Raw genomic sequence first — 24,486 nt, 5'->3', positions numbered from 1 at the left:
GGGGAGTGGAATGAATGCATCAAGAAAGCTTGTTTAAAGTGACATTGTTAAAATTAGATTGAGTTTTGGTCTGTAAAAATTGGTGATTGAGGGTATTTAAAAGATTGAGTTTTTTCAGTGATTGCATGTTATCTTGATGATTTGATTCAAAGAAAGCTTAGGTCAATTTAATGAATTTTGAAAAACTCTTTTTATATAAACAATGGTCAGATCAGCGTTTATTTAAAGCCATAGATCAAATTGATCAAGTGCAATATTTAGAAGATTATAATTTTGCCAAGCAACAATTCAATCATATGATCATTGTCGAAGAGTTATTTAGATCTCGGCTAGAAAACAAAAAAGCGTTGCACAGCCAAACCAATACTGAATTTTTACCCGCCTTAGATGAAATTAAACAACGAATTGCTGAATCACATTTATGGTTTATTGAATTTGTACAAAATATTCAATCGGATCAACTTGTAGAAATTATTCATTTTCAATTTATAGATAAAAAAACAGGCAGTCTTTCAATAGAAGAGATCCTCTTTCATATCATCAATCATGGGACATACCATAGAGGTAATATCGCGCATGCTTTACATCATGCTGAGATGGTTCATCCTGCCGATACATATACAGTCTTTATTCATCAGTATGAACCTGAGCGTAGAGTGGTTTGATAATTTATAAATGACAGGTGATTTTTGCTTTCTGATATTAGAAATAAGTTAGGTATGCGAAATCAATCCTTGTCTCATTTGTTTAAAATTTAATTGTTAAAAATTAACCAATACGTATAATTAATTGAATGATACGTATGAGGTGAAATCTTATGCAAGCGAAATTGACTTTATCTATAGATAAAAAAGTGATTGAACGGGCGAAACTTTATGCTCAGGAACATGAGCAGAGTGTTTCGAGTTTGGTTGAAGCTTATTTAGATCGTATTTCAACACACACTGAAATTTCGAGTGATGTTCAAGCGCCTATTACTGGAAGTTTGACTGGGATGTTTGCCATTCAAGACCAAGGGCAAGATTATAAAGCATTGCTTTCTGAGGCTCGTATGGAAAAACATAAATGAGCGAGCGGATATTTATTGATTCTGATGTAATTTTGGATGTGGCTTTAGCGCGTCAGCCTTTTGTTGAGGCAAGTCAAACTGTTGTAGCGTTGTGTGAGAAAGGGCATTTTACAGGGTGTATTTCTTCGAACAGTGTTGCCAATATTTATTATATTTTGCGTAAGTTGGGCGGTGATGAGAAAGCGCGTCTTTTTATTCAACAACTTTTAAAATTCTTGATGATTATCCCTGTTGATCATGTTGGGATTTCTCAAGCGTTGGTGTCTAAGTTTTCTGATTTTGAAGATGCAATTCAATATTTTTCTGCGTTGAGTTTTGGTTGTAGCAAAATCGTGACGAGAAATATTCAGGATTATAAGTTTGCTGAAATAAGTGTTGTTTTACCGAGTACTTTTATCGGCTGAGGGTAGTTTGCCAGATAAAAAATTTTGAGAAAAATAATAGATTTAAATGTATGCCAAATTTTAAAAACTCAACATATAAATCCTTTAAACAAAGAAAACCCGCCCTAAAACGGATTTTCTTTTAAAATAAAATCAGCTTAACCAATCAATATTTTTTTAATGCTTTGGCTTAAAGTAAGGTTGGCTTAGTTTAATGAGCAGGCTTTACCCTGATACTCATAGCGATTTACCTCATAACTTTTACCATCCCAACGATATACCGCAAAACATAAATCTGGACCTCCATTTTCAATATCAGGCCAGCCGTCTTTGCCTGTGCTTTTTAGAAAAGTCGGTATACCCGCGTTTTCAAAAAAAGTTTTCCATTTCCCATTTTTCTGTTGTGAAACAAGGTAGTATCCCACGCCTGTATTGCCATAACACATACTGCTGTAGTCTGAAATAACAGCATCATTTAGCCCATCTTTATTTAAATCCCGATATACAGTAATTTCACCCGTTTCGCATTTTCCTTCCCAACCATGCTTTGTTTTTGCAAAACCTGCTGCTTTAAAAATCAAGCTGGCTTCTTTTGAAGGAACATTAACTTTCGTTTCTGCGAAAGTTGTAGTTGTGAAAAGGACAAGTGTTGAGAGAGTTAGGATAGATATTTTCATTTTGACCTTGAATTTTGAGCAGTAGATTAATGTTTTTAAAGTAATAACAGCAAAGATTTCTTTTGAAAGTGTAACTGTTTCTGGAAAATAAAAAAGTAATAGTGAAGATAAAATGACTCTTTGCCTCGTTATGCTTATTAACTCGTAAAATGTATAAGATTAATAACATGACTAAAATCAGATGACGCTCCCTCTCCCTATGGGAGAGGGCTGGGGTGAGGGTGCTTTCCCAGATAAAAAATTTTGAAAGAAAATAATAGATTTGAATATAACCAAATTTTTAAAAAGCTAAACATACCAACGCTTTAAACAAAGAAAACCCGCTCTAAAGCGGGTTTTCTTTTAAAATTAAATCAGCTTAACCAATCAATTTCTTCATCAATTCATTGACTTGAGCAGGGTTGGCTTTACCACGAGAGGCCTTCATTACTTGACCGACTAGACCGTTGAATGCTTTCTCTTTACCAGATTTATACTCTTCAACCATCTTCTCATTGGCAGCAAGTACTTCTTTGATAATGGCTTCAATGGCATCTGTATCAGTTTCCTGTTTCAAACCTTTTTCAGCAATGATGTCATCTGCAGTTTTGCCTTCTTCCCACATAAAGCCAAACACTTGCTTAGCAATCTTACCGCTAATGGTATTGTCAACAATACGTGCGATCATCCCGCCAAGTTGTTCTGCTGAAACAGGAGAATCTTGAAGTTCAAGGCTGGCTTTATTTAAAGCACCAGAGAATTCACCCATCACCCAGTTTGCAGCAACTTTACCTTGAGCCGCACCACCAGAAGCCGTAACAACCGCTTCATAGAAGTCAGCCAATTCACGAGATAGAGTCAGTACATGTGCATCATATTCAGTCACAGCAAAGTCTGCGATAAAACGCGCACGACGCGCTTTAGGTAACTCTGGAAGTGCAGCACGAGCAGCTTCGATTTGCTCATTTGCAATGATCACTGGAAGCAAGTCAGGGTCAGGGAAGTAACGGTAATCGTTGGCTTCTTCCTTAGAACGCATTGAACGTGTTTCCATTTTGTTCGGATCGAACAAACGTGTTTCTTGATCAATACGACCGCCATCTTCCAAGATGTCCATTTGACGTTGAATTTCAACATTGATGGCTTGTTCGATAAAACGGAATGAGTTGAGGTTTTTTAACTCACAACGGGTACCAAATGGTTGCCCCGGACGACGTAACGATACGTTACAGTCAGCACGGAATGAACCTTCAGCCATGTTACCGTCAGAAATCCCTAACCAACGCACCAAAGTGTGAATCGATTTGATATAAGCAACAGCTTCTTCAACTGAACGCATATCAGGTTCAGACACGATTTCAAGTAAAGGTGTGCCAGCACGGTTTAAGTCGATGCCAGACATGCCTTCGAATTGATCGTGAATCGATTTACCTGCATCTTCTTCCAAATGCGCACGAGTTACGCCTATACGCTTCACTGTGCCATCTTCAAGCTGGATATCGATATGACCTAGCCCAACGATAGGATTGTCCATCTGGCTGATCTGGTAGCCTTTTGGCGAGTCTGGGTAAAAGTAGTTCTTACGCGCAAATACAGAGGCTTGGTCGATATAGGCATCAATCCCCAAACCAAAACGAATTGCAAGATCAACCACTTCTTGGTTTAGCACAGGAAGTACACCCGGCATTGCCAAATCAACAAGGCTGGCTTGAGTATTCGGGTCTTGACCAAATTCAGTTGATGAACCTGAAAAGATTTTAGACTGAGTTGCAAGCTGTGTGTGAATCTCAATACCAATAACGACTTCCCAACCGTCAATCAGCTTTGACACGGATGGTGCTAACTTTTGAGCTTCAGTCATTATGCATTCTCCTCAGCAATAGCCGCACGTTTAGTATGCCAATCTGTATTTTGTTGATATTGATGCACAATTGAAAGTAATTGTGATTCTGACCAATAGTTACCAATTAACTGTAAACCTACTGGGAGATTATTCGTATCAAAACCAACAGGTGCGTTAATGGCTGGTAAGCCGGCCAAGTTCACCGCAAGTGTATAGATATCGCCTAAATACATTTCGGTTGGACTCAAGTTCGCACCGATTTTGTATGCTGTTGTTGGTGCAGATGGTGCTGCAATCACATCGACATTTTCAAAAGCTTTTAAGAAATCCTGTTGGATTAAACGACGAACTTTTTGTGCTTTCACGTAGTAAGCATCGTAATAACCAGCAGAAAGTGCATAAGTACCAATCAAGATACGACGTTGTACTTCTGCACCAAACGCTTCTGAGCGAGAGCGTTTATAGAGATCTAAAATATCAGTCGGGTTTTCACAACGGTAGCCATAGCGAACACCGTCATAACGTGACAAGTTAGAAGACGCTTCCGCAGGCGCGATCAAATAATAAGTTGGTACATAGGCTTCAGTCATGTTGAGGTCAATCTCAACCAATGTCGCGCCCATGTCTTGCAATTTTTTCAAAGATTCTTCAACACGTGCTTTAACTTCCGCATCGAGACCTTGAACATTGAAGTATTGTTTTGGAATACCAATACGTAAACATTTCACTGCTGTTGCATTTAAGTTTGCAACATAGTCATCCACTTCTTTGTTGATTGAGGTTGAATCTTTGAGATCATGTCCAGCAATGGTGTTCATCAAAAAAGCACAGTCTTCAGCAGAACGTGCCATCGGGCCACCTTGATCCAGTGATGACGCAAATGCAATCATCCCGAAACGAGAGACACGGCCATAGGTCGGTTTAAGACCGGTTAAGCCACAGAAAGAAGCAGGCTGGCGAATTGAACCACCTGTGTCGGTACCTGTTGCAAGCGGTGCAAGATCAGCCGCAACAACAGCCGCAGAACCACCAGAAGAGCCACCTGGAACATGTTCTAAGTTCCATGGGTTTTTAGTCGCGCCGTAGAATGAACTTTCAGAGGTTGAACCCATTGCGAATTCATCCATGTTCACTTTACCTAAAGTCACTAGGCCAGCTGCTTTGGCTTTCGCCACCACAGTTGCATCATAAGGTGAAATGAAGTTGTCCAGCATTTTTGAACCCGCAGTGGTTTTAATCCCTTGGGTACAGAAAATATCTTTATGCGCCAGTGGAACACCAGTCAATACGCCAGCAGTTCCAGATTTTAGTAAGTTGTCAGCAGCATCAGCTTGAGCCAATGCTTGTTCGGGAGTGACCGTTACATACGATTTGACACGATCATCAATTTTCGCAATACGGTCCAAATAATGCTGAGTCAATTCACGAGATGAAAATTGGGCAGATTTTAAGCCTTCTGTCATTTCACGAATCGATAAACGGTGTAAATCAGTCATGAGTACAATTCTTTACGATTAATTTTTTAAAATAAGTTCATTTGATCAAATATTATTCAATCACTCTCGGAACGAGGTACAAACCATCCTGAGTTGCAGGAGCAATGGCTTGATATTCTTCACGATGGTTCGCTTCAGTCACGACATCTGGACGAAGTGGTTGCGGATTATCAAATGGGCTCTTAAGTGGCTCAACACCATCGGTATTGATCGCTTTTAAGGTCTCCATCATCCCTAAGATTTTATTTAAACTTTGAGCATATTCAGCAGATTGCGTATCATTCAGCGACAATCGAGCAAGATTGGCGATTTGCGATACAGTTTGTGCATTTAATTCTGCAGAATGCTGAACATCTGAACTTGACATGATGTCTCACCTAATCAGTTTTAAAAAAATTCAAAATATCGTGCGTTATAATAAGCGATTGACTTGTTCAAATCATCACATTTAGTTAAAGTTGCCATCTTGCGTCCATATAAAGTTTAAACTGAGAACGACCCGTGATTCTAAAACGACTAATTGGCTTGTTTTCGCCAGATCTAGCCATTGATTTAGGTACTGCAAATACACTTATTTATGCACCAGGAAGGGGCATTATATTAAACGAACCGACAGTTGTGGCGATTCGTCACAGTGGTTCGCAGAAAATTGTTGCAGCTGTGGGTTTAGATGCTAAGCAAATGCTTGGTCGTACCCCAGCCAATATTTCTGCAATCCGTCCGATGAAAGATGGTGTTATTGCAGATTTCGAAGTTACTGAAACCATGTTAAATCAATTTATTGGTAAAGTGCATGAAAAACGTTTATTTCCACCTGCACCTCGTGTAGTGGTATGTGTACCATGTAAATCAACATTGGTAGAACGCCGTGCGATTCGTGAAGCTGTGTTTAACGCAGGTGCACGTGATGTACGTTTGATTGAAGAGCCTATGGCTGCTGCGATTGGGGCGGGTATGCCTGTTGAGCAAGCGTGTGGTTCTATGGTCGTAGATGTGGGTGGTGGTACAACTGAAATTGCCATCATTTCTTTACAAGGTTGTGTGTACGCAGATTCTTTACGTATTGGCGGTGATGTTTTTGATGAACAAATTATTAACTATGTACGTAAAGCACATGGTTGTGTAATTGGTGAAACAACGGCTGAAACTATCAAAAAAGAAGTGGGCATGGCTGTTGCTGATGGCACAACTTTAGAAATTGAAGTTCGTGGTCGTAACCTTGCTGAAGGTGTACCGCGTGCTATTACGGTAACTTCAGATGAAATTACCCAAGCGATTTCTGATCCATTACAAAGTATTGTTTCTGCTGTGAAATCGGCACTTGAGCAAACTCCACCTGAGTTATCTTCTGATATCGCAGAGCGTGGTATTGTGTTGACAGGTGGTGGTGCATTACTGCGTAACCTAGATAAGTTGCTTGCTCAAGAAACAGGTTTACCTGTTGTTGTAGCAGAAGATCCTTTAACTTGTGTAACGCGTGGTGGCGGTAAAGTCTTAGAATTCTTTGACAATCCAAACCATGATATGCTTTTTGTAGGCTAAACTATACTCGATTAAGTTTAAGGATGAGGCGGTGCAACCGAATCTCTTTTCAAGACAACCGCCATCTTTTCGCTCGTTCATCATTGCGGTCATCACTTGTTTGGTAGTGCTGTTTTTTAACTGGCGCATGCCCCAAGTGATTCAACCTGCAAGAGATGTCTTGTATGCGGCATATAATCCAATTTATGCCTTAGCAAGCTATCCTGTATTGTCGAAAGAATGGCTAAATCAACAAACTAAATCTGAGGCTCAGTTACGTCGTGAAAATACCGCGATGCAAGCTGAATTGCTTCAGGCTCAAGTACGTCTGCAAAAACTCTCTGAACTTTCTGCTGAAAATACCCGTTTACGTGGTTTGCTCGATACGCCATTGATTATCGATGGACGTATGGAAATTGCAGAAGTGATTGGAACCGATGCTGACCCATTGCGTCATATCATTATCATTAACCGTGGTGAAGCCAATCATTTAAAAGTTGGGCAAACCGTTTTAGATGATAAAGGAATCATGGGGCAAATCATCAACGTCTATCCACATAGTAGCCGTGTCATGTTGCTTTCCGATAAAGAACATTCTTTATCTGTACGTTTAGAAAGCTCAGGTATGCGCGCCATCGTGACGGGTACTGGTGATTTAGGACATTTGAAAATGGAATATGTTCCAACAAGTGCCAATATCAAAGTGGGTGATAAAGTTTATAGTTCAGGTTTGGGGCAACATTTCCCAGCAGGCTATTTGGTCGGTTCTGTATCTAAAGTCATGCGTCATAACACGGGTGAGTTTGCGCAAATTGATGTGGTTCCAGCTGCACAATTAGCAGGTGGTCATCATGTTGTGGTACTTTTCTCTGATTCTTTAGCGATGGAGCAGCCAAATGTTGATCGCTAAGAAATTACCTTCTGAAAAGCAACGTAAAGATCCATTATGGATTATTGTTGTCTCAATTATTATTGGTTCAATTTTAGTGGTTTATCCGATGTCCTATGCATTAGCAGGATGGCGGCCACTGTATATGTTTTTAATCATGCTATTTTGGGTGCTGTGTCAGCCTACATGGTGTGGAATTTGGTTTGCATTTACCATGGGGCTATTTACTGACTTATTGTTAGATGCACCTTTGGGGATGAATGCATTGAGCTATGTGCTGATTGCATTTTTAACTCGCTATTTTATTCGAGAAAGACGTGTACTGACATTTAGTAATCTTTGGATTATTAGTATGTTTGCAATTCTCGCGCATTTGGTCTTTACCTTTATGGCGCAAGTGATGGCAGGTACGCATTTTTCGATTACCCGTCATTGGCAAACATTGGTTTCGAGTATTTTTTGCTGGCCAGTTCTTTATTATTTATTAAGAAGATGGCGCATTTAATTCTGGCCTCAGGCTCGCCAAGGCGTAAAGAGCTGCTTTTACAAGTGGGCTTGGATTTTAGCATCCACAGCCCAGATATTGATGAATCTGTCTTGGAACACGAACAGATTGAGCAGTATGTCCAACGTTTGGCTGAAAGCAAAGCCAAAGTGGTATTGGCGTTGCATCCGCAAAGCACTGTTATTGCAGCAGATACAAGCTTGGTTTTTGCCAATCAAATTATTGGGAAACCAACATCTAAGCAGCATGCTTTTGAAATATGGACATTATTGTCAGGTCAAAAACATGAAGTGTTGACAGGTGTTTGCGTTGCAAATGCACATCAATTATTGAGTGTCGTGGTTCGTACGGAAGTTGAGTTCCAACAATTCAGTCTGAATGATATGGAAGAATATTGGGCTACAGGCGAACCTTTGGGGAAAGCTGGCGCATATGCAATTCAAGGTATTGCGGCAAAGTATGTGACAGGTATAAATGGTAGTTATAGCAATGTGGTTGGGCTACCGTTGCATGAAACGATACAGTTACTTGATCGTATAGATCAGCGCAGTTGAGGCACTAAATTAACTGCTGAAAAGAATTTTTATAATGTTTTGAGTTTAGTTATGTCTGACGAGTTATTGATTAACGTCACACCTATGGAATGTCGTGTGGCGCTAATTCAAAATGGTACGGTCAACGAACTGTTTGTTGAACGAACTGTTAAACGCGGGTTAGTCGGGAATATTTATAAAGGAAAAGTTGTCCGTGTACTTCCAGGGATGCAAGCAGCCTTTGTCGATATCGGGTTATCTCGTACTGCATTCTTACACATCAATGATATGATTTGGCCGCGTAATCAACCTACGCCAAATGTCTTTGAGTTATTACAACCCGGTCAAATTCTGACGGTTCAAGTGATGAAAGACATGTTGGGCACTAAAGGTGCGCGGCTGAGTACCGATCTTTCTATCCCATCTCGTTATCTTGTCTTGATGCCATATGGCAGTCATATTGGTGTATCGCAACGGATTGAGTCTGAAGAAGAACGTGACCGTTTACGCTCGATGATTGAAAGAATTCAAAGCGAGCATAAGTTGCCGGGTTCAGTGATTGTACGTACAGCCGCTGAAGGAATTGAAGAGGCTTCAATTGCTCAAGATATGGCATATTTAGCCAAGCTTTGGGAATTTATTCAGAAAAAACAAAAAATTATTGCAGTACCTTCGCTGATTTTTGAAGAACTTCCTTTACCACAACGTGTTATTCGCGATTTAGCCAATGATGATACGGCAACAATTTATGTCGATTCACGGGAAATACATGCCAAGTTGCAAGAGTTCGTTTGTGAATTTGTACCGAGTATGGAAAGCCGCTTGCAGCACTATCCTGGTGAGCGTCCACTTTTTGATTTGTACAATGTTGAAGAAGATATCCAAAAAGCATTACAAACCCGTGTAGCTTTGAAGTCAGGTGGTTATCTGATGATAGATCAGACTGAAGCGATGACCACAATTGATGTCAATACAGGTTCGTATGTCGGTGGCCGTACGCTAGAAGACACTGTGTTTAAAACCAATATGGAAGCGACACAGGTGATTGCGCGCCAATTACGCTTACGTAATTTAGGTGGCATTATCATTATTGACTTCATTGATATGCAGGAAGCTGTACATCGTGAAGAGGTCATGAATCAGTTTGATAAAATGCTGGAACGTGACCATGCAAAAACCAAGATTACCCAAGTCTCTGAACTTGGCTTAGTTGAAATGACACGTAAACGTACGCGTGAATCATTAGAGCATTTGTTGTGTGAATCATGTCCGACCTGTCAAGGGCGCGGATTTGTGAAAACAGCAGAGACAGTATGTTACGAAATTTTTCGAGAAATCTTAAGATATACCCGTGCTTATGAGTCTAAGAGTGGCTTTACTGTTATCGGTCATCCATCGGTGATTGATCGCCTATTAACTGCGGAAGCCCCAGCTGTCGCGGATTTAGAGCATTTTATTAATCGCGTGATTAAATTCCAAGTCGAAAATTTATACACGCAAGAGCAATACGATATCATTTTGAGTTGAAATTGTAACAGGATGTCGTTAAACAGTTGTTACATCTGAAATTTTACTTTTTGAACTGATTTCACAATACTAGATTACAAAGGTAGCCAAAGACTTTCTCCCTTTCACAGTCTTAGCAAGTGAGGTCATAAAATGAGTGTAAGTGAACAATTAATCAGTCGTAGTATCAAGCATGTGTTGGAAAGCCAGCCTAAAAATACATGTGTTATGTTAGATGACAATGGTCAAGAAGTGAAAATCACTAAAGACATGGTGGTTAATGTCTGTCATCAACTGTTAAATAAGTGTCGTAATGTTAAAGATTAAGGGGCATATATTAGCCCCTTAATTTTTGAATCAATTTAAGTTTTTATCTCTAAATCAACATTAAAATCAATTATAAAATCCTATACTGACTTTCGTGCTGCAACAGATTCCTTCGCTACATCTTGAGTATCCGTTTTTGCCTTGGCTTGAGCGTTTGGCTTTTTGTCGGCAAGTTCTACTGCATTTTTCTCTGCAATAATTTGCTCAAACTTTTGGATTTCATTTTCCAAATGCGTGAGAAGATTCTGCAATTTAGGCAGAGATTTACGGCAACCCGTTAAACCGACTTCTAATTTATCTAAATAACTGGTCATGGTGATATTTAGTGCCTGACCATCCAAAACAATAGAAACAGGGTAGAGGGCATCTAATTTAGCGCCATTCCAATACAAAGGTTCACGTGGTCCAGGTACATTGGAAATGATTACGTTAAACGCCTGACGTTTTGGCATAAGTCCTGATGCAATATTCACGCCTGCTGCACCAAAAACGAAAGCACTATAATTTAAGATTTGATCAGAGCTCATACGTTTAAAACGATTTTTTGCATTTTGTACACTGCGTTTAATAATGTCTAAACGCTCTAAAGGACTTTCTTTATGTGTACCTAAATTTGCCAAAATCATGGTGATACGGTTACTCATATCTGAGTCATCATCACGTAATGAGGCTGGAACCATCGCAATCAGAGGTTTTTTCGGTAAAGCTTCTTGTGTGATTAAATAATCACGTAACGCGCCTGCACAAACAGCAAGCACCACATCATTAATCGTTACACCAAGAGCTTTGGAAATATCTCTAAAACGATCAAGTTCAAAAGACTGAGCAGCGAAACGACGTGATGAACTTACCCGTTGATTAAATAAACTACTCGGCGCTTGAAAGCTTGAAACATAATCGGGGTTTTTCCCCATTTCTTTAAATACAGTTTGGAACAGCTCTTGAGTGACCTTAGGTGCTGCTTCAACTTGCCCTTTTAAGGCAGAGAATATTTTTTTAGCTTTATCCAGTTTGGTTTCTTTTAAACGTTTTGCCCGTTTACCTTCGACACACCAAGGCGGAATAATGGTTTTGGAGTCAGCATCTTTTGAAAATGATTTTTCCACCAGACGCATACCAGCCACACCATCAATCATGGCATGGTGGATTTTAAAATACATGGCAAAGCGATTGCCTTCAATCCCTTCAATAATATGACAGGTCCAAAGTGGCTTTGCTCGGTCAATCAACGAACTGTGTTCCTGTGAAATATAAACCAATAATTCACGGATACGTCCCGGATGAGGTAGTGCGATATGACGGAAATGATGATCGATATCAAACTCTTCGTCTTCATCCCAAAACATGCCACTTAAGCGATTGTTAAAGGGGGGGACAGGAATAGATTTTGAATTACGAATATCTGCAACAAGATCTTGAATGAAGGTAGAAGGCGCATGTTCTGGTATTTCAAATAAGAATAACCCACCAACATGCATGGGTTGTTGACGTTTTTCTAAATTTAAAAAAATAAAATCAATAGGGTGTAATGGGCGCATAGTCTTGGATTGCCTCACTGCAATTTCTACAACAACTCATTTATGAGCTGGTGAATTGTTAGAATTATAGAACCGTGTAACTTGGGTCTGTTGATCATTCGTCCATGTTTACAACGATGTGATGTTAGAAAACATCAGGTACATCGTTACATTTTGTGTTGCCAACAATGCAGCGCTTTGTTGGCATTCTGGGTATAGCTAAAATTTCTCAGTTTGAGTGATGAAACCTGAAAATAGTCTCACTATTTTTTCATGCCTTTGCCTACTCAACTTTAGCCTATAACACAAGCTATAGATGAAATATCAACAAACCTTAGTATAAAACTTTTCTAAGCGTAAAATCCAAGCATTTCGATGAACGTTAAGTTAATAAAAATTCATGAGTTTTAATGAGTTTTCCTGATATTACTTTTTTAAATTGCCTGCGTGTAAGCCACATTCTTTATGTGTTGCTTCTTCCCACCACCAGCGACCTTCGCGTTCATGTTGATTTGGCAATACTGGACGGGTACATGGTTCGCAGCCAATTGAGATAAAGCCTTTTTCATGTAATGGATTATAAGGAATCTCCATCATACGAATATAGTTCCATACATCCGCACTTGACCAATTGGCCAATGGGTTATATTTAATCAGTTGTTTGCCTTCACCAGAAAAACCGCTATCCGCTTGAATGACTGGAATTTCCGTACGTGTACCTGGACTTTGATCTTTGCGTTGCCCAGTAATCCAACCATCTAAAGTGGCTAATTTTTTACGTAGTGGCTGAACTTTTCGGATACCACAGCATTCTTTATGATCATCTTGATAGAAGCTAAATAAACCTTTTTCATTGACCAACTGTTGAACGGTATCGGCTTCTGGAAAGCAAATCTCAATTTTAATCCCATAGTGCTTACGTACGGTTTCAAGAAATTGGTAGGTTTCAGGGTGTAAACGACCTGTATCTAAACTAAAAACACGAAATGGTTTACCTAAATTGTGTGCCATATCGATAAGAACAACATCTTCTGCGCCAGAAAATGAAATTGCAATTTCACCTTGCTGAGAAAGCGCAAGTTCTAAAATTTCAGAAGGTGATTTGTCGGCATACTCAGTCGCAAGTGCGTCCACAAGATCTATGATTGGAATGGCGGTCATATCTGCTCCTGGCAGTTAGCTTGAAGCTACAATTTTCGTAAACATGTTCAAAAGATATTTGAATTTAAGCATTTTGGCAAAAATTAGCTCAATTCAACTTATGTGAATTGCTGCTTTTGACGATCCAGATATTTTAAAGTAAATGAAATATGCTACTTAGCAGATTAATTAAAATGCTTATGAATAAAACAGATTTGTAAATATTCACAAGTCTTATGCATAACCAAATGAAATGGGTTTGCTGTAAAAACTTTCAGCATTCTTTTTAAACTTTAGTGCTATGATAAGCCCAAAATTTTTAACTGACATTTGGGAGAACCCATGGAAATCGTATGTCTTGATCTTGAGGGTGTATTGGTACCAGAAATCTGGATCAATTTTGCTAAAAAAACAGGAATCAAAGAATTAGAAGCAACAACTCGTGATATTCCTGACTACGATGTGTTGATGACTCAACGCTTAAATATTCTTAAACAGCATGGTTTAGGTTTAAATGACATTCAAGCTGTGATTGCAGACATGGGGCCATTTCCGGGTGCAAAAGAGTTTGTAGAATGGCTACGTACCCATTTTCAGTTGATTATTCTTTCAGATACATTTTATGAGTTTGCACATCCGTTGATGCAACAGTTAGGTTGGCCAACAATTTTCTGTCATAAATTAGAAACTGATGAAAATGGTATAATCACTGCGTATAAATTGCGCCAACCTGATCAAAAACGTGAAGCTGTAAAAGCTTTACATGGTTTAAATTACCGTGTAATCGCAGCAGGCGATTCGTATAACGATACAACCATGTTGGGTGAAGCTGATCATGGTTTCTTATTTGACGCGCCTGAAAATGTGATTCGTGAATTTCCACAGTTCCCGCCAATTCATGGTTATGACGCACTGAAAGAAGCAATTCGTAAAGCATCTATTCGTGATATTCCTGCTTAATCTACGATTTAAATAAAAAGGCGCTCAATGCGCCTTTGGTTTTACTTTTTAACACGCTTTAGTGGATGTTCTGTTTGTTTTTAAACGCAAAAACAAACGCCAAGCTAGCTAACAAAATAATCATACAAATATAGACATCTGCAGTAAAAATTAAGCCCACTTTATTGACAAAGTATCCAGCAATAATCGCAGGTATACTAAAGGCTAAATAACTTTCAACAAAAAATGCGGCCATTAAACCTGCACGTTGTTCAGGCAAAGCTAAGGGCATAACAGCACGAATTGCACCCATAAAACCTGTACCAAAGCCGACCCCTGTCACCACAGCACCAATAAACAATAAGATGGGTTGTACCAGATGAATGCCAAGCAAAATAACACTTGAGCCCGAGACAATCGTAATTGCAGCAGTGACTAAAATTTTAAATGTTGGCGCATTGCGCAGGGTTAAAATCCCAACAGCCCCTGAAACTGATAGGGTAATAAACATCATGCCATTCAGCCATGCCGATTGCACATGGAAAGCTTGAGCCAGCAATGAAGGCATTAACGAGAGGAAGAACCCACTGACCATCCATAACGAGATATTAATTGGACTTACGATCAAGAGTGCTTTTCGGGTTTGTACTGGAACAGTCAGTTGTGGTTTTAATGATGCCAAAGCACCCATACGTTTAGCTGCGGTTTCAGGGCTAAAAATTGCGATAAAGGTGGTACACAGAAACAGAAAGATGAGTATTTCAAAAATCAGTGTCAATGGAACACTCGAAAACTCTAAAACAATGCAGGTCATCAGCATACCCGCAGCCATACCAAGCATTGGAGAAATACTATTTATTAAAGAACCCTGTGTTTTACTCAGATCAAGTAAAGCGGCTCCAAACGTAGATGCGGCTAAAGCTGTGGCAATACCTTGCAAACCACGTGCGATAAACAGCATTTCGATGTTGGATGCAAACAAGAAAAAGCCCATGGACATAATTTCTAAAATCAATGCCGCAAAAATAACCGGCTTACGTCCAATATAATCAGACAATGATCCTGCCACCAATAAGGTTAATAGCAATGCAAACGCATAGGTGGCAAAGATAAGCGTTAATAAAACAGGAGAAAAATGGAACTGTTGTTGATACAAGCGATATAACGGTGTTGGTGCGCTTGAGGCTGCCAAAAAGGCCATTAGGGTAAAAGTATGTGTGTACAGTGCAGCATTATGGCTTAATTTATAGGAAGTCACTTGACGATTAAAATTAGAGTTGCGCATAATCAACATGTACATAAAAGCTATTAATTAGCTTTTATACCGTATTTTGGATTAAACACAAAGGTTTAGCTAAGATGATTTTTGATTAAAGCTGTTCTTCAATCATTAACCCATTGATAGATTTTCATTTATAGATTTGTAGTGATTTGCTGATGACGAAAGTGATTACAGGTTTGCGTCCCGGTGGGCGCAGTGCACGAATACAAGCTGCAGTTCATAATGCGGTGCAAACATTACAGCAGAATGTAGCTGTGGCAGATTTGACGATTCCGATGATTGCTGAATATGCAGGGGTCACCCCCTCTACGATCTATCGACGGTGGGGAGATTTATCTCAACTGCTTGCAGATGTTGCCTTTAATATTTTACATCCAGACAGTGTACCTGCGGATCTTGGGAGTTTTAAGCAAGACTTATATGCATGGATGGAGCAATATTTTGAGGAATATGCCTCACCCGTTGGGCGTACAATCTTAAGCGATATTGTGGCGGAAAATGATTCGCCAACCTCTGGTAAGTGTTATGACTTTTTGATTCAACAGTTAGACATTATTCAGCAACGTGCCCAGCAAAGGAATGAAACAAGCATCGACAATCAACTGATTATTGAAATTGTGATTGCACCCATGTTGCATCGGATTCTATTTACCGAACAAGAATCGAGTTTGGACTATATTCACCACTTATTGGCACGTTTATTTAATTTTGCGGATGTCTTTAAAAACACAACATCCGATTTTGGGTAGTAAACAGGTGCAATCATTTCGGCTTTGAGAAAAACTTAAAGCGCGCCTCGAATCAATGGATAGACATTATCGAGTAGAATTTTTTGTGCCGTTGCATTGGGATGGATCAAGTCTTTTTGCATCAAACTTTTATTGCCTGCAATTCCATTCATAAAAAACGGATGCATTTTAACTTTGTATTGTTGGCTTAGGGTTTGGTAGTTTTTCTCAAAAGCTTGGCTATAAGCTGCACCATAATTCGGTGGAATTTTCATTCCCAATAAAATGACCGTGGCTTGGCTTTTCTGGCTTTGTTGAATTAATTGCGCAAGATTTTTCTGAATCATTTGTGGCGGTTGACCACGTAAACCATCATTGCCACCCAACTCAATCACCACGATATCAGGTTTATGGCTTTGTAAAAGTTTTGGAAAACGCGCCAACGCACCACTGGTGGTTTCACCACTTACACTGGCATTCACCACATTATGTTGTTTGGGAAATTGTTGGTTTAAGCGTTGCTGTAGCAAGAAAACCCAGCCTTGTTGTGGGTTGATACCATAACCCGCACTTAAGCTATCACCTAAAATCATGATCGTTTTTGCAAAACTACTAACGGGCAACAGACAGATTATGCTAAAAAATAAACAATGAATTAGGTTTTTCATCATTTTCAAATTTAACAATTTTTTGATTTGCATATAAGGTACTTTATGATGTCTAAGGTTCAGGATGATTCAACTTCTCCCATCATGCCACAAGTGATAATTTCTGCACAGCAACTTACACAAAAGATAGAATTACCTCATCAAACGCTTACAATTTTTGAAAATCTAAATCTTAATATTTATACAGGTGAACAGGTTGCGATTACTGGACGTTCTGGTTCCGGAAAATCAACTTTATTGGGCATCCTTGCTACTCTCGATCAAGCCAGTGCAGGTCAACTCAGTGTTTGTGGTGAATCAATTGAGCATTTAAATGAAGAACAACGTGCGTTGATTCGACTTCAATATATTGGTTTTGTATTTCAATCTTTCCAGTTGCTCCCACATCTTTCTGCCTTAGAAAATGTGATGTTACCATTACGTTTACAGAAGAATTTTAATTATGCACACGCAGAACAAAAATCTTTAAGTTTATTGGCCAAAGTTGGTTTAGAACGACAAAGCCAACAAACACCGAAAGTATTGTCTGGTGGGGAGCAACAACGGGTTGCCATTGCACGAGCTTTAATTTCTGACCCCAAAATTATTTTTGCTGACGAACCTACAGGCAATTTAGATGAACATACTGCATTTGAAATTGAACAACTCTTATTTGATTTAAATAAAGAACTCGGTACAACTTTAGTGCTTGTCACTCACGATTCGCAATTGGCAGCACAGTGCCAACGTCATTATGAATTAAAAGATGGTCAATTGATTGAACATGCTCAAACGCCTCAATCGAATGAGGTGGTGTAATGTTGACCTTGTTTAAACCCTTATTTAGGCAAAGTTTTGCCAGTTCAGGCATATATTTGCTGATTATTGCATTGAGTTTAGCCATTAGTGCGACTACTGCATTCAAGTTTAGCAATGATCAAGTCAAACAAGCAGTGACCTTACAAGCTGCCAAAATGCAAGCTGCAGATTTACAACTTAGTGATACAGATCCAATTGACCAACAATGGATCAAACAGGCTGATGATTTAAAATTAAAACAGTCCCATGTCACCATTTTTGGTTCAATGGCCTCTACACAGGATCAGTTTGTTATGGTCAATGTGAAAGCCATTGACACAGCATTTCCCTTACGTGGTGAATTAAGAATTGCGCCAAAACAAGCCTTACAAAGTGGCGGGGTTTGGCTAAGCAAACGCGCACAAGAATTATTAAAATTAAACCTAGGCGATAGCGTTCAAATTGCCAATGGTCAGTTTAAAGTTACTGGCATCATTGAACATGATTCAAATCAAGAATTAGGCTTTTCTGCCTTTTCGCCAACCGTGATTATCTCTCAAGCAGATGTTGCAAAAACGGGTGCAATTCAAGTTGGAAGTCGGATTGAATATCGTTTGTTGATGGCAGGGGATGCGGAGTCGATTGCAACATATCAGCAATTTTTTAAGACATTTAAAGCACAAGAAAAGCAAAATGTGAATTCAAAGATTGCACAAAATTCGGACGCAGATTCAGCTTTAAGTGCATCAAGTGCCACTACATTGACTGAAAACACATTGACTGAAAAGCAGCCAGCAACACACTCACAAACAGATCAATCCATACAAGATCAACAAAATGCGGATAATGAATTAGATGCACAAAGTAATTTAAGACTACGTAATGCAGATGAGGGCAATTCACGCTTACTTAAACCGATTGAAAACCTCGATACTTTCTTACAATTGGCCAATATTCTGACGATTCTTTTATGTGGTTTAGCCATCGCTTTAACCAGTCAGCGTTACGTACAGCAGAACCAAGATCATATTGCACTGATGCGTTGTATGGGGGCAACGAAACGGCAGATTTTTCAAACCTATCTCGGGTTGCTGAGTGTTGTTATTTTAATCGCCATTGTCATTGGCAGTATTTTAGGACTGATTTTAGGTTATTCGTTGTTGCAATTGATGTTGCAGATGATTCCGAACCTAGAGTTGCAATTTTCAATGTTGCAGATGCTGGTTGGTCCTTTGCCTATTGCAATTTTTACCAGTGCAATTGTATTGATTGGATTTATTTTACCGAGCTTGTGGCAACTGTTAAATACACCGCCTATTCGGGTGATACGCCAACAAGAAAAGTCGGCACGTTCAATGTTGTGGATGATGGCTACAGGTTTAGTGAGCTTGATTATTTTTAGTTTGGTCTTGACCGAAAATCTGATACTTACTGCATTGGTAATGGGTGCAGTCATTGTGTTAACAGCTTTGTTATATGCAGTGGTTTGGATGATTTTAAAGACTTTAAAATCAATGAAAAATAGGCTCTCAGCCTATATCCGAACCCCTTCGCAAACCGCATTGCAAATTACCGCTTTGGCATTAGGTTTAAGTCTGATCACGGTACTTGCTGTATTGAGAACTGATTTATTAGAGCGTTGGCAGCAACAATTGCCTGAAGGAACGCCTAACCAGTTTATTTATGGTCTACCACCATTTGAACTGGATGCTTTTAAACAACAATTGGCACAGCAACACTGGAAAAGCACACCGTTATATCCCAATGTAAAAGGGCGCTTATTGGCAAAAAATGGTCAAGCTTTTCCTGCCCAATTGGTAAAAACCAATAATTCTTTACGTCGTGAGTTAAATCTCACCCAAGCAGATCATTATCCACAAGACAATATCATTGTTGCTGGAAATGCTCAATTGACTCAAGTTGGGCAGGTGTCTGTAGAGGCTAAACTGGCTGAAGAATTGGGCATCAAAATTGGCGATCGTTTAACCTTTAGTTTGCCTGAGGGAAATTTGGACGCGCAAGTTGTGAATTTGCGTACCGTGGAATGGCAAAGCTTTAGTCCAAACTTTTTCTTTATTTTTACTCCAAAGACGTTGGATGAAAACGCAGGCAGCTACTTAGGGAGTTTTTATGTGCCGCCGAGTGAAAAAATCAAGATGGTTAATCTGATTCAACAATTTTCCAATACGGTCTTTATTGACGTCTCTTTAATTTTTGATGAAATTAAAAACTTGGTTTCTGTGTTGGTTAAAATCATTACGGTTTTGGCAGTATTGGTGAGTTTATCTGGCTTTTTGGTACTGATTGCCTGTATCAATTTGCTGATGGATGAACGTAAAAAAGAAGTGGCATTGCTACGCTCTTTTGGTAGTTCAAAGCGCCAGTTAAAAAATATGATGAGTTTTGAAATCGGCTTTATTGGATTATTGGCGGGAATCGTTTCATGTTTCTTTGCAGAGGTGATTAGTGCCGTTGCCAGTTATCGTATGGAAATGGTGATGCAATTACATTGGGAAATTTGGCTGATTTTACCAATTTCGATGGCAGTGTTGTGCGCATTGATTGGGCGTTACCGATTGAGCTATTTATCCGAAATCCCACCATTGCAAAGTCTAAGAGAGTTGAATTAAACCGCTTTGTTTAAGTGGTTTTATCTGGCTGTTTAATCTCAGTTGAGCCCTTAAAAGACTGCCCAGTGAAGACAGTAAATTAAAAAATGGTGACCTATAGGCCGCCATTTTTTATGCTTCTTGAATTGAGTGTACTCTGCAATGTTTTATTGCGGCATAGACAAGCTATTTTAGAGATTAAAAGTTTAATTGCTCACGCATTTGTGCAATGGCTTGTTGCCAAAGTGGGCTAAGTGGTCCAACGAGATGCTGGCAATAGAGATAAACCGCATAGGTTGCTGCAATCCCTAAAATCACAATGATAATATTGGCAGCTTTACCCATTTTGGCACGTTGTGTTGCATACCAAGCCAAAGCCATGACCGCACCCATTAACATCCCACCGATATGGGCAGCATTATTAATTCCAGAGGCTAAAAAGCCAAAAGCTAAGTTGATCGCAAGTACGGTTAAAAGTGATCTTTTATCTAAAATGAATCTTTGATTCGGGGTAGGTGGGAACAACGATAGTAGTGTCAGTGCACCACCAAGTCCCATCACAGCACCCGATGCACCTGCAGATACATGAGGAAAGAGTTTTTGATCAAAATTTTGCAGCAGTTCGTAGCTATTTCGAATATCCAAATAACCACTTAATAAACTTCCCATGAGTCCAGCAAGGATATAAAGTCCAAGGAAATAAAACTTTCCTAAAGTTTTTTCAGCAACATCACCAAAAATATACAGTGCCCACATATTCATCATTAGATGCAGGATACCGAAGTGAAAAAACATACTGCTGAATAAGCGATATGGTTCCTCTAAGAAGGTTAAAGGTGCATAATCAGCACCCCAACGCAACGCGTCCAATGTTGTCGGGTCAGTAATATTGACACCTGATAAGACTTGGATGGCAAATAAACCGACATTGATGACAATCAGCAATAAGGTTATTTTACCAATAGAATTGGGTTGGCTATAAGTTGAAAGATCTTGATATTTAGACATGCTATTGCTTAGCTTTTTATAGATAGATTCAGCTTAACATGAAACGTCAGAATTTTCGGAGTAAGCAGCTGACATGAAAGCTTTTATTGTTCGTGCTTTGTTAATTGTGGTCAGTATTTTGATCATGATTCAGCTATGGATTTTCTCAAGTTTAATTTATTGGCGTACTCATGATGTAGAAACCACCATGTTTATGCGTTGGACATATCTGTCTGATTTTGAGCCGATTCAACATCAATGGCGCGACTATGACAAGATCAGTGATAACTTTAAACATGCAATTGTCGCAGCTGAAGATGCCAAATTTCTCGATCATCATGGTTTCGACTGGGATGGTATTGAAAATGCACTACAACGTAATCTTAAAAAAGACAAAGTAGTCGCCGGTGGTTCAACGATCTCTCAACAATTGGCTAAAAATTTATTCTTCTATAATCGTCGCTCATTTATTCGCAAAGGTCAGGAAGCGATTGCCACCACCATGATGGAGCGGATGTGGACTAAACAGCGCATTTTAGAAGTCTATATGAACTCTGTTGAATTTGGTGATCATATCTATGGTGTTGAAGCTGCATCACAACATTACTTTTCTAAGAGCGCGGCAAGTTTAAGTCGTGAACAGGCCGCATTTTTAGCAGTGATTTTAACCAATCCGAAGTATTATCAAAAAAATCGTGATGATTCTAAGCTTCAATACCGTAAGCGTTTGGTTTTGAAGTATATGCGTTATACCCGTATTCCAGATTGACGCTAAATAAATGAATTTAAAAAAGCACAAATTGATGTGCTTTTTTTATGAAGCGATGCTTTTTTTATGAAATTGTCACAAATTTGAAGCATACTAGAATTAAGACATTTTTTTTGATGCAGGTTTATTGCATGAATACCGCAGTGACGACAACAACGCCTACAGAATATTCTTATAATGAACGATATATAAATCGTGAGCTTTCAATTTTAGATTTCCATTTACGTGTTTTAGAGCAAGCCGTTGATCCTTTACATCCCTTGCTTGAACGTATGAATTTCTTATTGATCTTTTCTCGTAATATGGATGAATTTTTTGAAATCCGTGTTGCAGGAATGATGGAACAATTAACTTTAGGGAATGAAAGTCGTTCACCAGATGGTTTGACGCCAAAACAAGTTTTAGACCAAATCTCTAAAACTGCACATGAAGCGATTGAGCGTCAGTACCGTATCCTCAATGAGGAAATTTTTCCTAAGTTACGTGAAGAAGACATTTGCTTTTTACGTCGTGGCGAGTTAACGCCTGCACAATCTGTGTGGATTAAAAAATATTTCCAAGAACAAGTTGCACCAGTGCTTACTCCCATTAGCCTTGATCCTGCACATCCATTCCCACGATTGGTCAATAAAAGCTTAAACTTTATTGTGACTCTAGAAGGGAAAGACGCATTTGGTCGACAAATTGATTTAGCAGTTGTACCAGCGCCACGTTCGCTTCCGCGTGTAGTGCGTTTACCTGATGAGCTTACAGGCGGCAAAGAACATTTTGTGATGTTGTCTGCGATTATTCATGAGCATGTATCGGATTTGTTCCCAGGGATGACAGCTACAGGTTGTTATCAGTTCCGTGTTACACGTAATGCAGATTTGGCACTGAATGAAGATGTAGAAGACTTAGCCAAAGCATTGAAAGGTGAATTGAGTTCACGTCGTTTTGGTCGTGCAGTACGTTTAGAAGTGACAGAAAACTGTCCAAAACATATTTATGAATATTTGCTTGAAGAATTTGATCTAGAACAAGAACAACTTTATAAAGTGGATGGGCCGGTAAATCTGGCACGTCTTGTGTCAAATTTTAAACGTCCACATATGCGTTATGACTCGCATGTGCCGGCGATTCCAAAAGTATTGAAAAAGTCTGAAAATATTTTTTCAGCAATGCAAAAACAAGACATTCTTTTACACCATCCATTTGAATCATTTGCACCAGTTATTAACTTGTTGCGTGAAGCTGCACGTGATCCCCAAGTGCTAGCGATCAAACAAACCTTATATCGTAGTGGTGCTGACTCTGAAATTGTTCAGGTACTTGCAGAAGCGGCACGTAATGGTAAAGAAGTCACTGCTGTGATTGAGTTAAGGGCGCGTTTTGATGAAGAATCGAATATCGCCGTTGCCAATGTATTACAAGAGGCGGGTGCTGTTGTAGTTTATGGCATCGTGGGCTATAAAACGCATGCCAAAATGATCTTGGTGGTACGCCGTGAAAATAATAAGCTAGTACGTTATGTGCATTTGGGTACGGGTAACTACCATGCAACAAATGCTCGTATCTATACTGATTATGGTTTGCTCACTACAGATAAAGAGCTCTGCGAAGATGTACATCGTATTTTCCAAGAATTGACTGGTATGGGGAAAATGGCAAAGTTGAAAAAACTGTTACATGCGCCGTTTACTCTACATGCTCAGTTAATTGCTTTTATTGATGATGAAATTGCCAATGCCAAAGCGGGCAAGCCTGCACAAATTATTGTTAAAGTTAACGCGTTAACTGAAGTTCAATTGATCAATAAATTATATGAAGCTTCGCAAGCAGGGGTACAAATTGATCTGATTATTCGCTCAATTTGCTGTTTACGTCCTGGGTTACCAAATCTGTCTGAAAATATTCGAGTTCGTTCAATTGTCGGGCGTTTCTTAGAACATACCCGTGTTTATTATTTCGGAAATAATGGCAATCCACGTATTTACTGTTCAAGTGCAGACTGGATGGATCGTAATTTATTTAATCGTGTAGAAGTGTGTTTCCCGATCGAAGATCCAGCATTAAAAAAACGCATTTATCAGCAAGGTTTAGTCAATTACTTAAAAGATAATATCCGCGCTTGGCTGTTGCAAGGCGATGGGACTTGGACTCGTGTGAAACCTAAAGAAGGCGAGGCAATTTACAATGCTCAACAAAATTTGCTTGAGCACTTTGTAAATGGTTAAGCCAAGATAATTTGATTGTCTTAAGCCCGATTAAAATTAATCGGGCTTTTTTGTATCAATCAATCGGATTTTAATGAAATTGAATGACTTGGTTATTTTAAATTTAAGCTTTTTAAATCAGCAATC

Annotated in this window: 24 protein-coding genes; 15 read left to right on the top strand and 9 right to left on the bottom strand. The window is 39.2% G+C overall.

What is annotated here, in order from left to right:
• Window positions 1–170 precede the first annotated feature (170 nt).
• The 3 genes from FY049_RS01230 (at window position 171) to FY049_RS01220 (ending at window position 1,473) form a co-directional block, all read left to right on the top strand.
• The gene (locus tag FY049_RS01230) at window positions 171–665 is read left to right on the top strand and encodes a DinB family protein (protein ID WP_446082989.1); all 495 of its coding nucleotides are present in this window, start codon (window positions 171–173) and stop codon (window positions 663–665) included.
• A 152-nt stretch (window positions 666–817) separates the two neighbouring features.
• Window positions 818–1,069, top strand: coding sequence for a DUF6364 family protein (locus tag FY049_RS01225; protein WP_446082988.1), 252 nt, complete (start codon window positions 818–820; stop codon window positions 1,067–1,069).
• A complete protein-coding gene (locus FY049_RS01220; RefSeq protein ID WP_315074308.1) occupies window positions 1,066–1,473 on the top strand; it encodes a PIN domain-containing protein in 408 nt (135 codons plus the stop codon). The genes FY049_RS01225 and FY049_RS01220 overlap by 4 nt, the downstream gene beginning before the upstream one ends.
• Window positions 1,474–1,658: 185 nt before the next feature.
• Here FY049_RS01220 and FY049_RS01215 read toward each other — a convergent pair whose 3' ends face one another.
• The 4 genes from FY049_RS01215 to gatC all read right to left on the bottom strand — a co-directional run bounded on the left by FY049_RS01215 (window position 1,659) and on the right by gatC (window position 5,814).
• On the bottom strand, window positions 1,659–2,129 hold the full coding sequence (locus FY049_RS01215; protein WP_446082987.1) for a hypothetical protein: 471 nt from the start codon (window positions 2,127–2,129) through the stop codon (window positions 1,659–1,661).
• 358 nt (window positions 2,130–2,487) lie between these two features.
• Entirely contained in the window at window positions 2,488–3,969 is a 1,482-nt protein-coding gene (gene gatB, locus FY049_RS01210) for an Asp-tRNA(Asn)/Glu-tRNA(Gln) amidotransferase subunit GatB (RefSeq protein ID WP_446082986.1), read from the bottom strand.
• The gene (gatA, locus tag FY049_RS01205; protein ID WP_446082985.1) at window positions 3,969–5,447 is read right to left on the bottom strand and encodes an Asp-tRNA(Asn)/Glu-tRNA(Gln) amidotransferase subunit GatA; all 1,479 of its coding nucleotides are present in this window, start codon (window positions 5,445–5,447) and stop codon (window positions 3,969–3,971) included. Before gatA ends, gatB begins: the two co-directional genes overlap by 1 nt.
• 52 nt (window positions 5,448–5,499) lie before the next feature.
• Window positions 5,500–5,814 (bottom strand): Asp-tRNA(Asn)/Glu-tRNA(Gln) amidotransferase subunit GatC, encoded by a 315-nt coding sequence (gene gatC / locus FY049_RS01200; protein WP_004717422.1) that lies wholly within the window; start codon window positions 5,812–5,814, stop codon window positions 5,500–5,502.
• A gap of 134 nt (window positions 5,815–5,948) precedes the next feature.
• On the opposite strand from gatC, the gene FY049_RS01195 reads away from it, so the two are divergent.
• The 6 genes from FY049_RS01195 (at window position 5,949) to FY049_RS01170 (ending at window position 10,728) form a co-directional block, all read left to right on the top strand.
• Entirely contained in the window at window positions 5,949–6,989 is a 1,041-nt protein-coding gene (locus FY049_RS01195; RefSeq protein WP_004717418.1) for a rod shape-determining protein, read from the top strand.
• 31 nt (window positions 6,990–7,020) lie between these two features.
• Window positions 7,021–7,878, top strand: coding sequence for a rod shape-determining protein MreC (gene mreC, locus FY049_RS01190; protein WP_004717416.1), 858 nt, complete (start codon window positions 7,021–7,023; stop codon window positions 7,876–7,878).
• Complete coding sequence (gene mreD, locus FY049_RS01185) at window positions 7,865–8,362, top strand: rod shape-determining protein MreD (RefSeq protein WP_004717415.1); 498 nt, start codon at window positions 7,865–7,867, stop codon at window positions 8,360–8,362. Before mreC ends, mreD begins: the two co-directional genes overlap by 14 nt.
• Window positions 8,350–8,916, top strand: a complete 567-nt coding sequence (locus tag FY049_RS01180; RefSeq protein WP_096734838.1) for a Maf family nucleotide pyrophosphatase — start codon at window positions 8,350–8,352, stop codon at window positions 8,914–8,916. The genes mreD and FY049_RS01180 overlap by 13 nt, the downstream gene beginning before the upstream one ends.
• 51 nt (window positions 8,917–8,967) lie before the next feature.
• Entirely contained in the window at window positions 8,968–10,422 is a 1,455-nt protein-coding gene (gene rng, locus FY049_RS01175; protein ID WP_004717413.1) for a ribonuclease G, read from the top strand.
• A gap of 132 nt (window positions 10,423–10,554) precedes the next feature.
• Window positions 10,555–10,728 (top strand): PA1571 family protein, encoded by a 174-nt coding sequence (locus FY049_RS01170; RefSeq protein WP_004717412.1) that lies wholly within the window; start codon window positions 10,555–10,557, stop codon window positions 10,726–10,728.
• A gap of 80 nt (window positions 10,729–10,808) precedes the next feature.
• Here FY049_RS01170 and FY049_RS01165 read toward each other — a convergent pair whose 3' ends face one another.
• Together FY049_RS01165 and FY049_RS01160 are read right to left on the bottom strand one after the other, a co-directional pair.
• On the bottom strand, window positions 10,809–12,266 hold the full coding sequence (locus tag FY049_RS01165; RefSeq protein WP_154129228.1) for a WS/DGAT/MGAT family O-acyltransferase: 1,458 nt from the start codon (window positions 12,264–12,266) through the stop codon (window positions 10,809–10,811).
• Between the two features lie 405 nt (window positions 12,267–12,671).
• Window positions 12,672–13,406, bottom strand: coding sequence for a phosphoadenylyl-sulfate reductase (locus tag FY049_RS01160; RefSeq protein ID WP_446082984.1), 735 nt, complete (start codon window positions 13,404–13,406; stop codon window positions 12,672–12,674).
• 321 nt (window positions 13,407–13,727) lie between these two features.
• Here FY049_RS01160 and thrH point away from each other — a divergent pair, with 321 nt between their 5' ends.
• Window positions 13,728–14,345 (top strand): bifunctional phosphoserine phosphatase/homoserine phosphotransferase ThrH, encoded by a 618-nt coding sequence (thrH, locus tag FY049_RS01155; RefSeq protein WP_446082983.1) that lies wholly within the window; start codon window positions 13,728–13,730, stop codon window positions 14,343–14,345.
• Window positions 14,346–14,403: 58 nt separating this feature from the next.
• Here the strand turns inward: thrH and FY049_RS01150 are convergent, their stop codons facing one another.
• Entirely contained in the window at window positions 14,404–15,609 is a 1,206-nt protein-coding gene (locus FY049_RS01150) for an MFS transporter (protein WP_446082982.1), read from the bottom strand.
• A gap of 152 nt (window positions 15,610–15,761) precedes the next feature.
• Here FY049_RS01150 and FY049_RS01145 point away from each other — a divergent pair, with 152 nt between their 5' ends.
• Window positions 15,762–16,355 (top strand): TetR/AcrR family transcriptional regulator, encoded by a 594-nt coding sequence (locus tag FY049_RS01145; protein ID WP_105713565.1) that lies wholly within the window; start codon window positions 15,762–15,764, stop codon window positions 16,353–16,355.
• 35 nt (window positions 16,356–16,390) lie between these two features.
• On the opposite strand, the gene FY049_RS01140 is transcribed toward FY049_RS01145, so the two are convergent.
• Window positions 16,391–17,005 (bottom strand): arylesterase, encoded by a 615-nt coding sequence (locus FY049_RS01140; RefSeq protein WP_151027073.1) that lies wholly within the window; start codon window positions 17,003–17,005, stop codon window positions 16,391–16,393.
• A 45-nt stretch (window positions 17,006–17,050) separates the two neighbouring features.
• Between FY049_RS01140 and FY049_RS01135 the strand changes: the two genes are divergently transcribed.
• Complete coding sequence (locus FY049_RS01135) at window positions 17,051–17,800, top strand: ABC transporter ATP-binding protein (protein ID WP_035372018.1); 750 nt, start codon at window positions 17,051–17,053, stop codon at window positions 17,798–17,800.
• Complete coding sequence (locus tag FY049_RS01130) at window positions 17,800–20,409, top strand: ABC transporter permease (protein WP_446082981.1); 2,610 nt, start codon at window positions 17,800–17,802, stop codon at window positions 20,407–20,409. Before FY049_RS01135 ends, FY049_RS01130 begins: the two co-directional genes overlap by 1 nt.
• A 177-nt stretch (window positions 20,410–20,586) precedes the next feature.
• On the opposite strand, the gene FY049_RS01125 is transcribed toward FY049_RS01130, so the two are convergent.
• Complete coding sequence (locus FY049_RS01125) at window positions 20,587–21,396, bottom strand: rhomboid family intramembrane serine protease (RefSeq protein WP_056518074.1); 810 nt, start codon at window positions 21,394–21,396, stop codon at window positions 20,587–20,589.
• A 73-nt stretch (window positions 21,397–21,469) separates the two neighbouring features.
• Between FY049_RS01125 and mtgA the strand changes: the two genes are divergently transcribed.
• Both mtgA and ppk1 read left to right on the top strand, forming a co-directional pair.
• Window positions 21,470–22,144: a monofunctional biosynthetic peptidoglycan transglycosylase gene (gene mtgA / locus FY049_RS01120; protein ID WP_004717400.1), complete on the top strand. Its 675-nt coding sequence runs from the start codon at window positions 21,470–21,472 to the stop codon at window positions 22,142–22,144.
• Window positions 22,145–22,275: 131 nt separating this feature from the next.
• Window positions 22,276–24,360, top strand: coding sequence for a polyphosphate kinase 1 (gene ppk1, locus FY049_RS01115; RefSeq protein ID WP_056518076.1), 2,085 nt, complete (start codon window positions 22,276–22,278; stop codon window positions 24,358–24,360).
• Window positions 24,361–24,486 lie beyond the last annotated feature (126 nt).

It is taken from the genome of Acinetobacter sp. 1125_18A (assembly GCF_052824985.1).
Note: the sequence above shows the minus strand (reverse complement) of the source record. Positions and strands in the feature narration are given on the sequence as shown.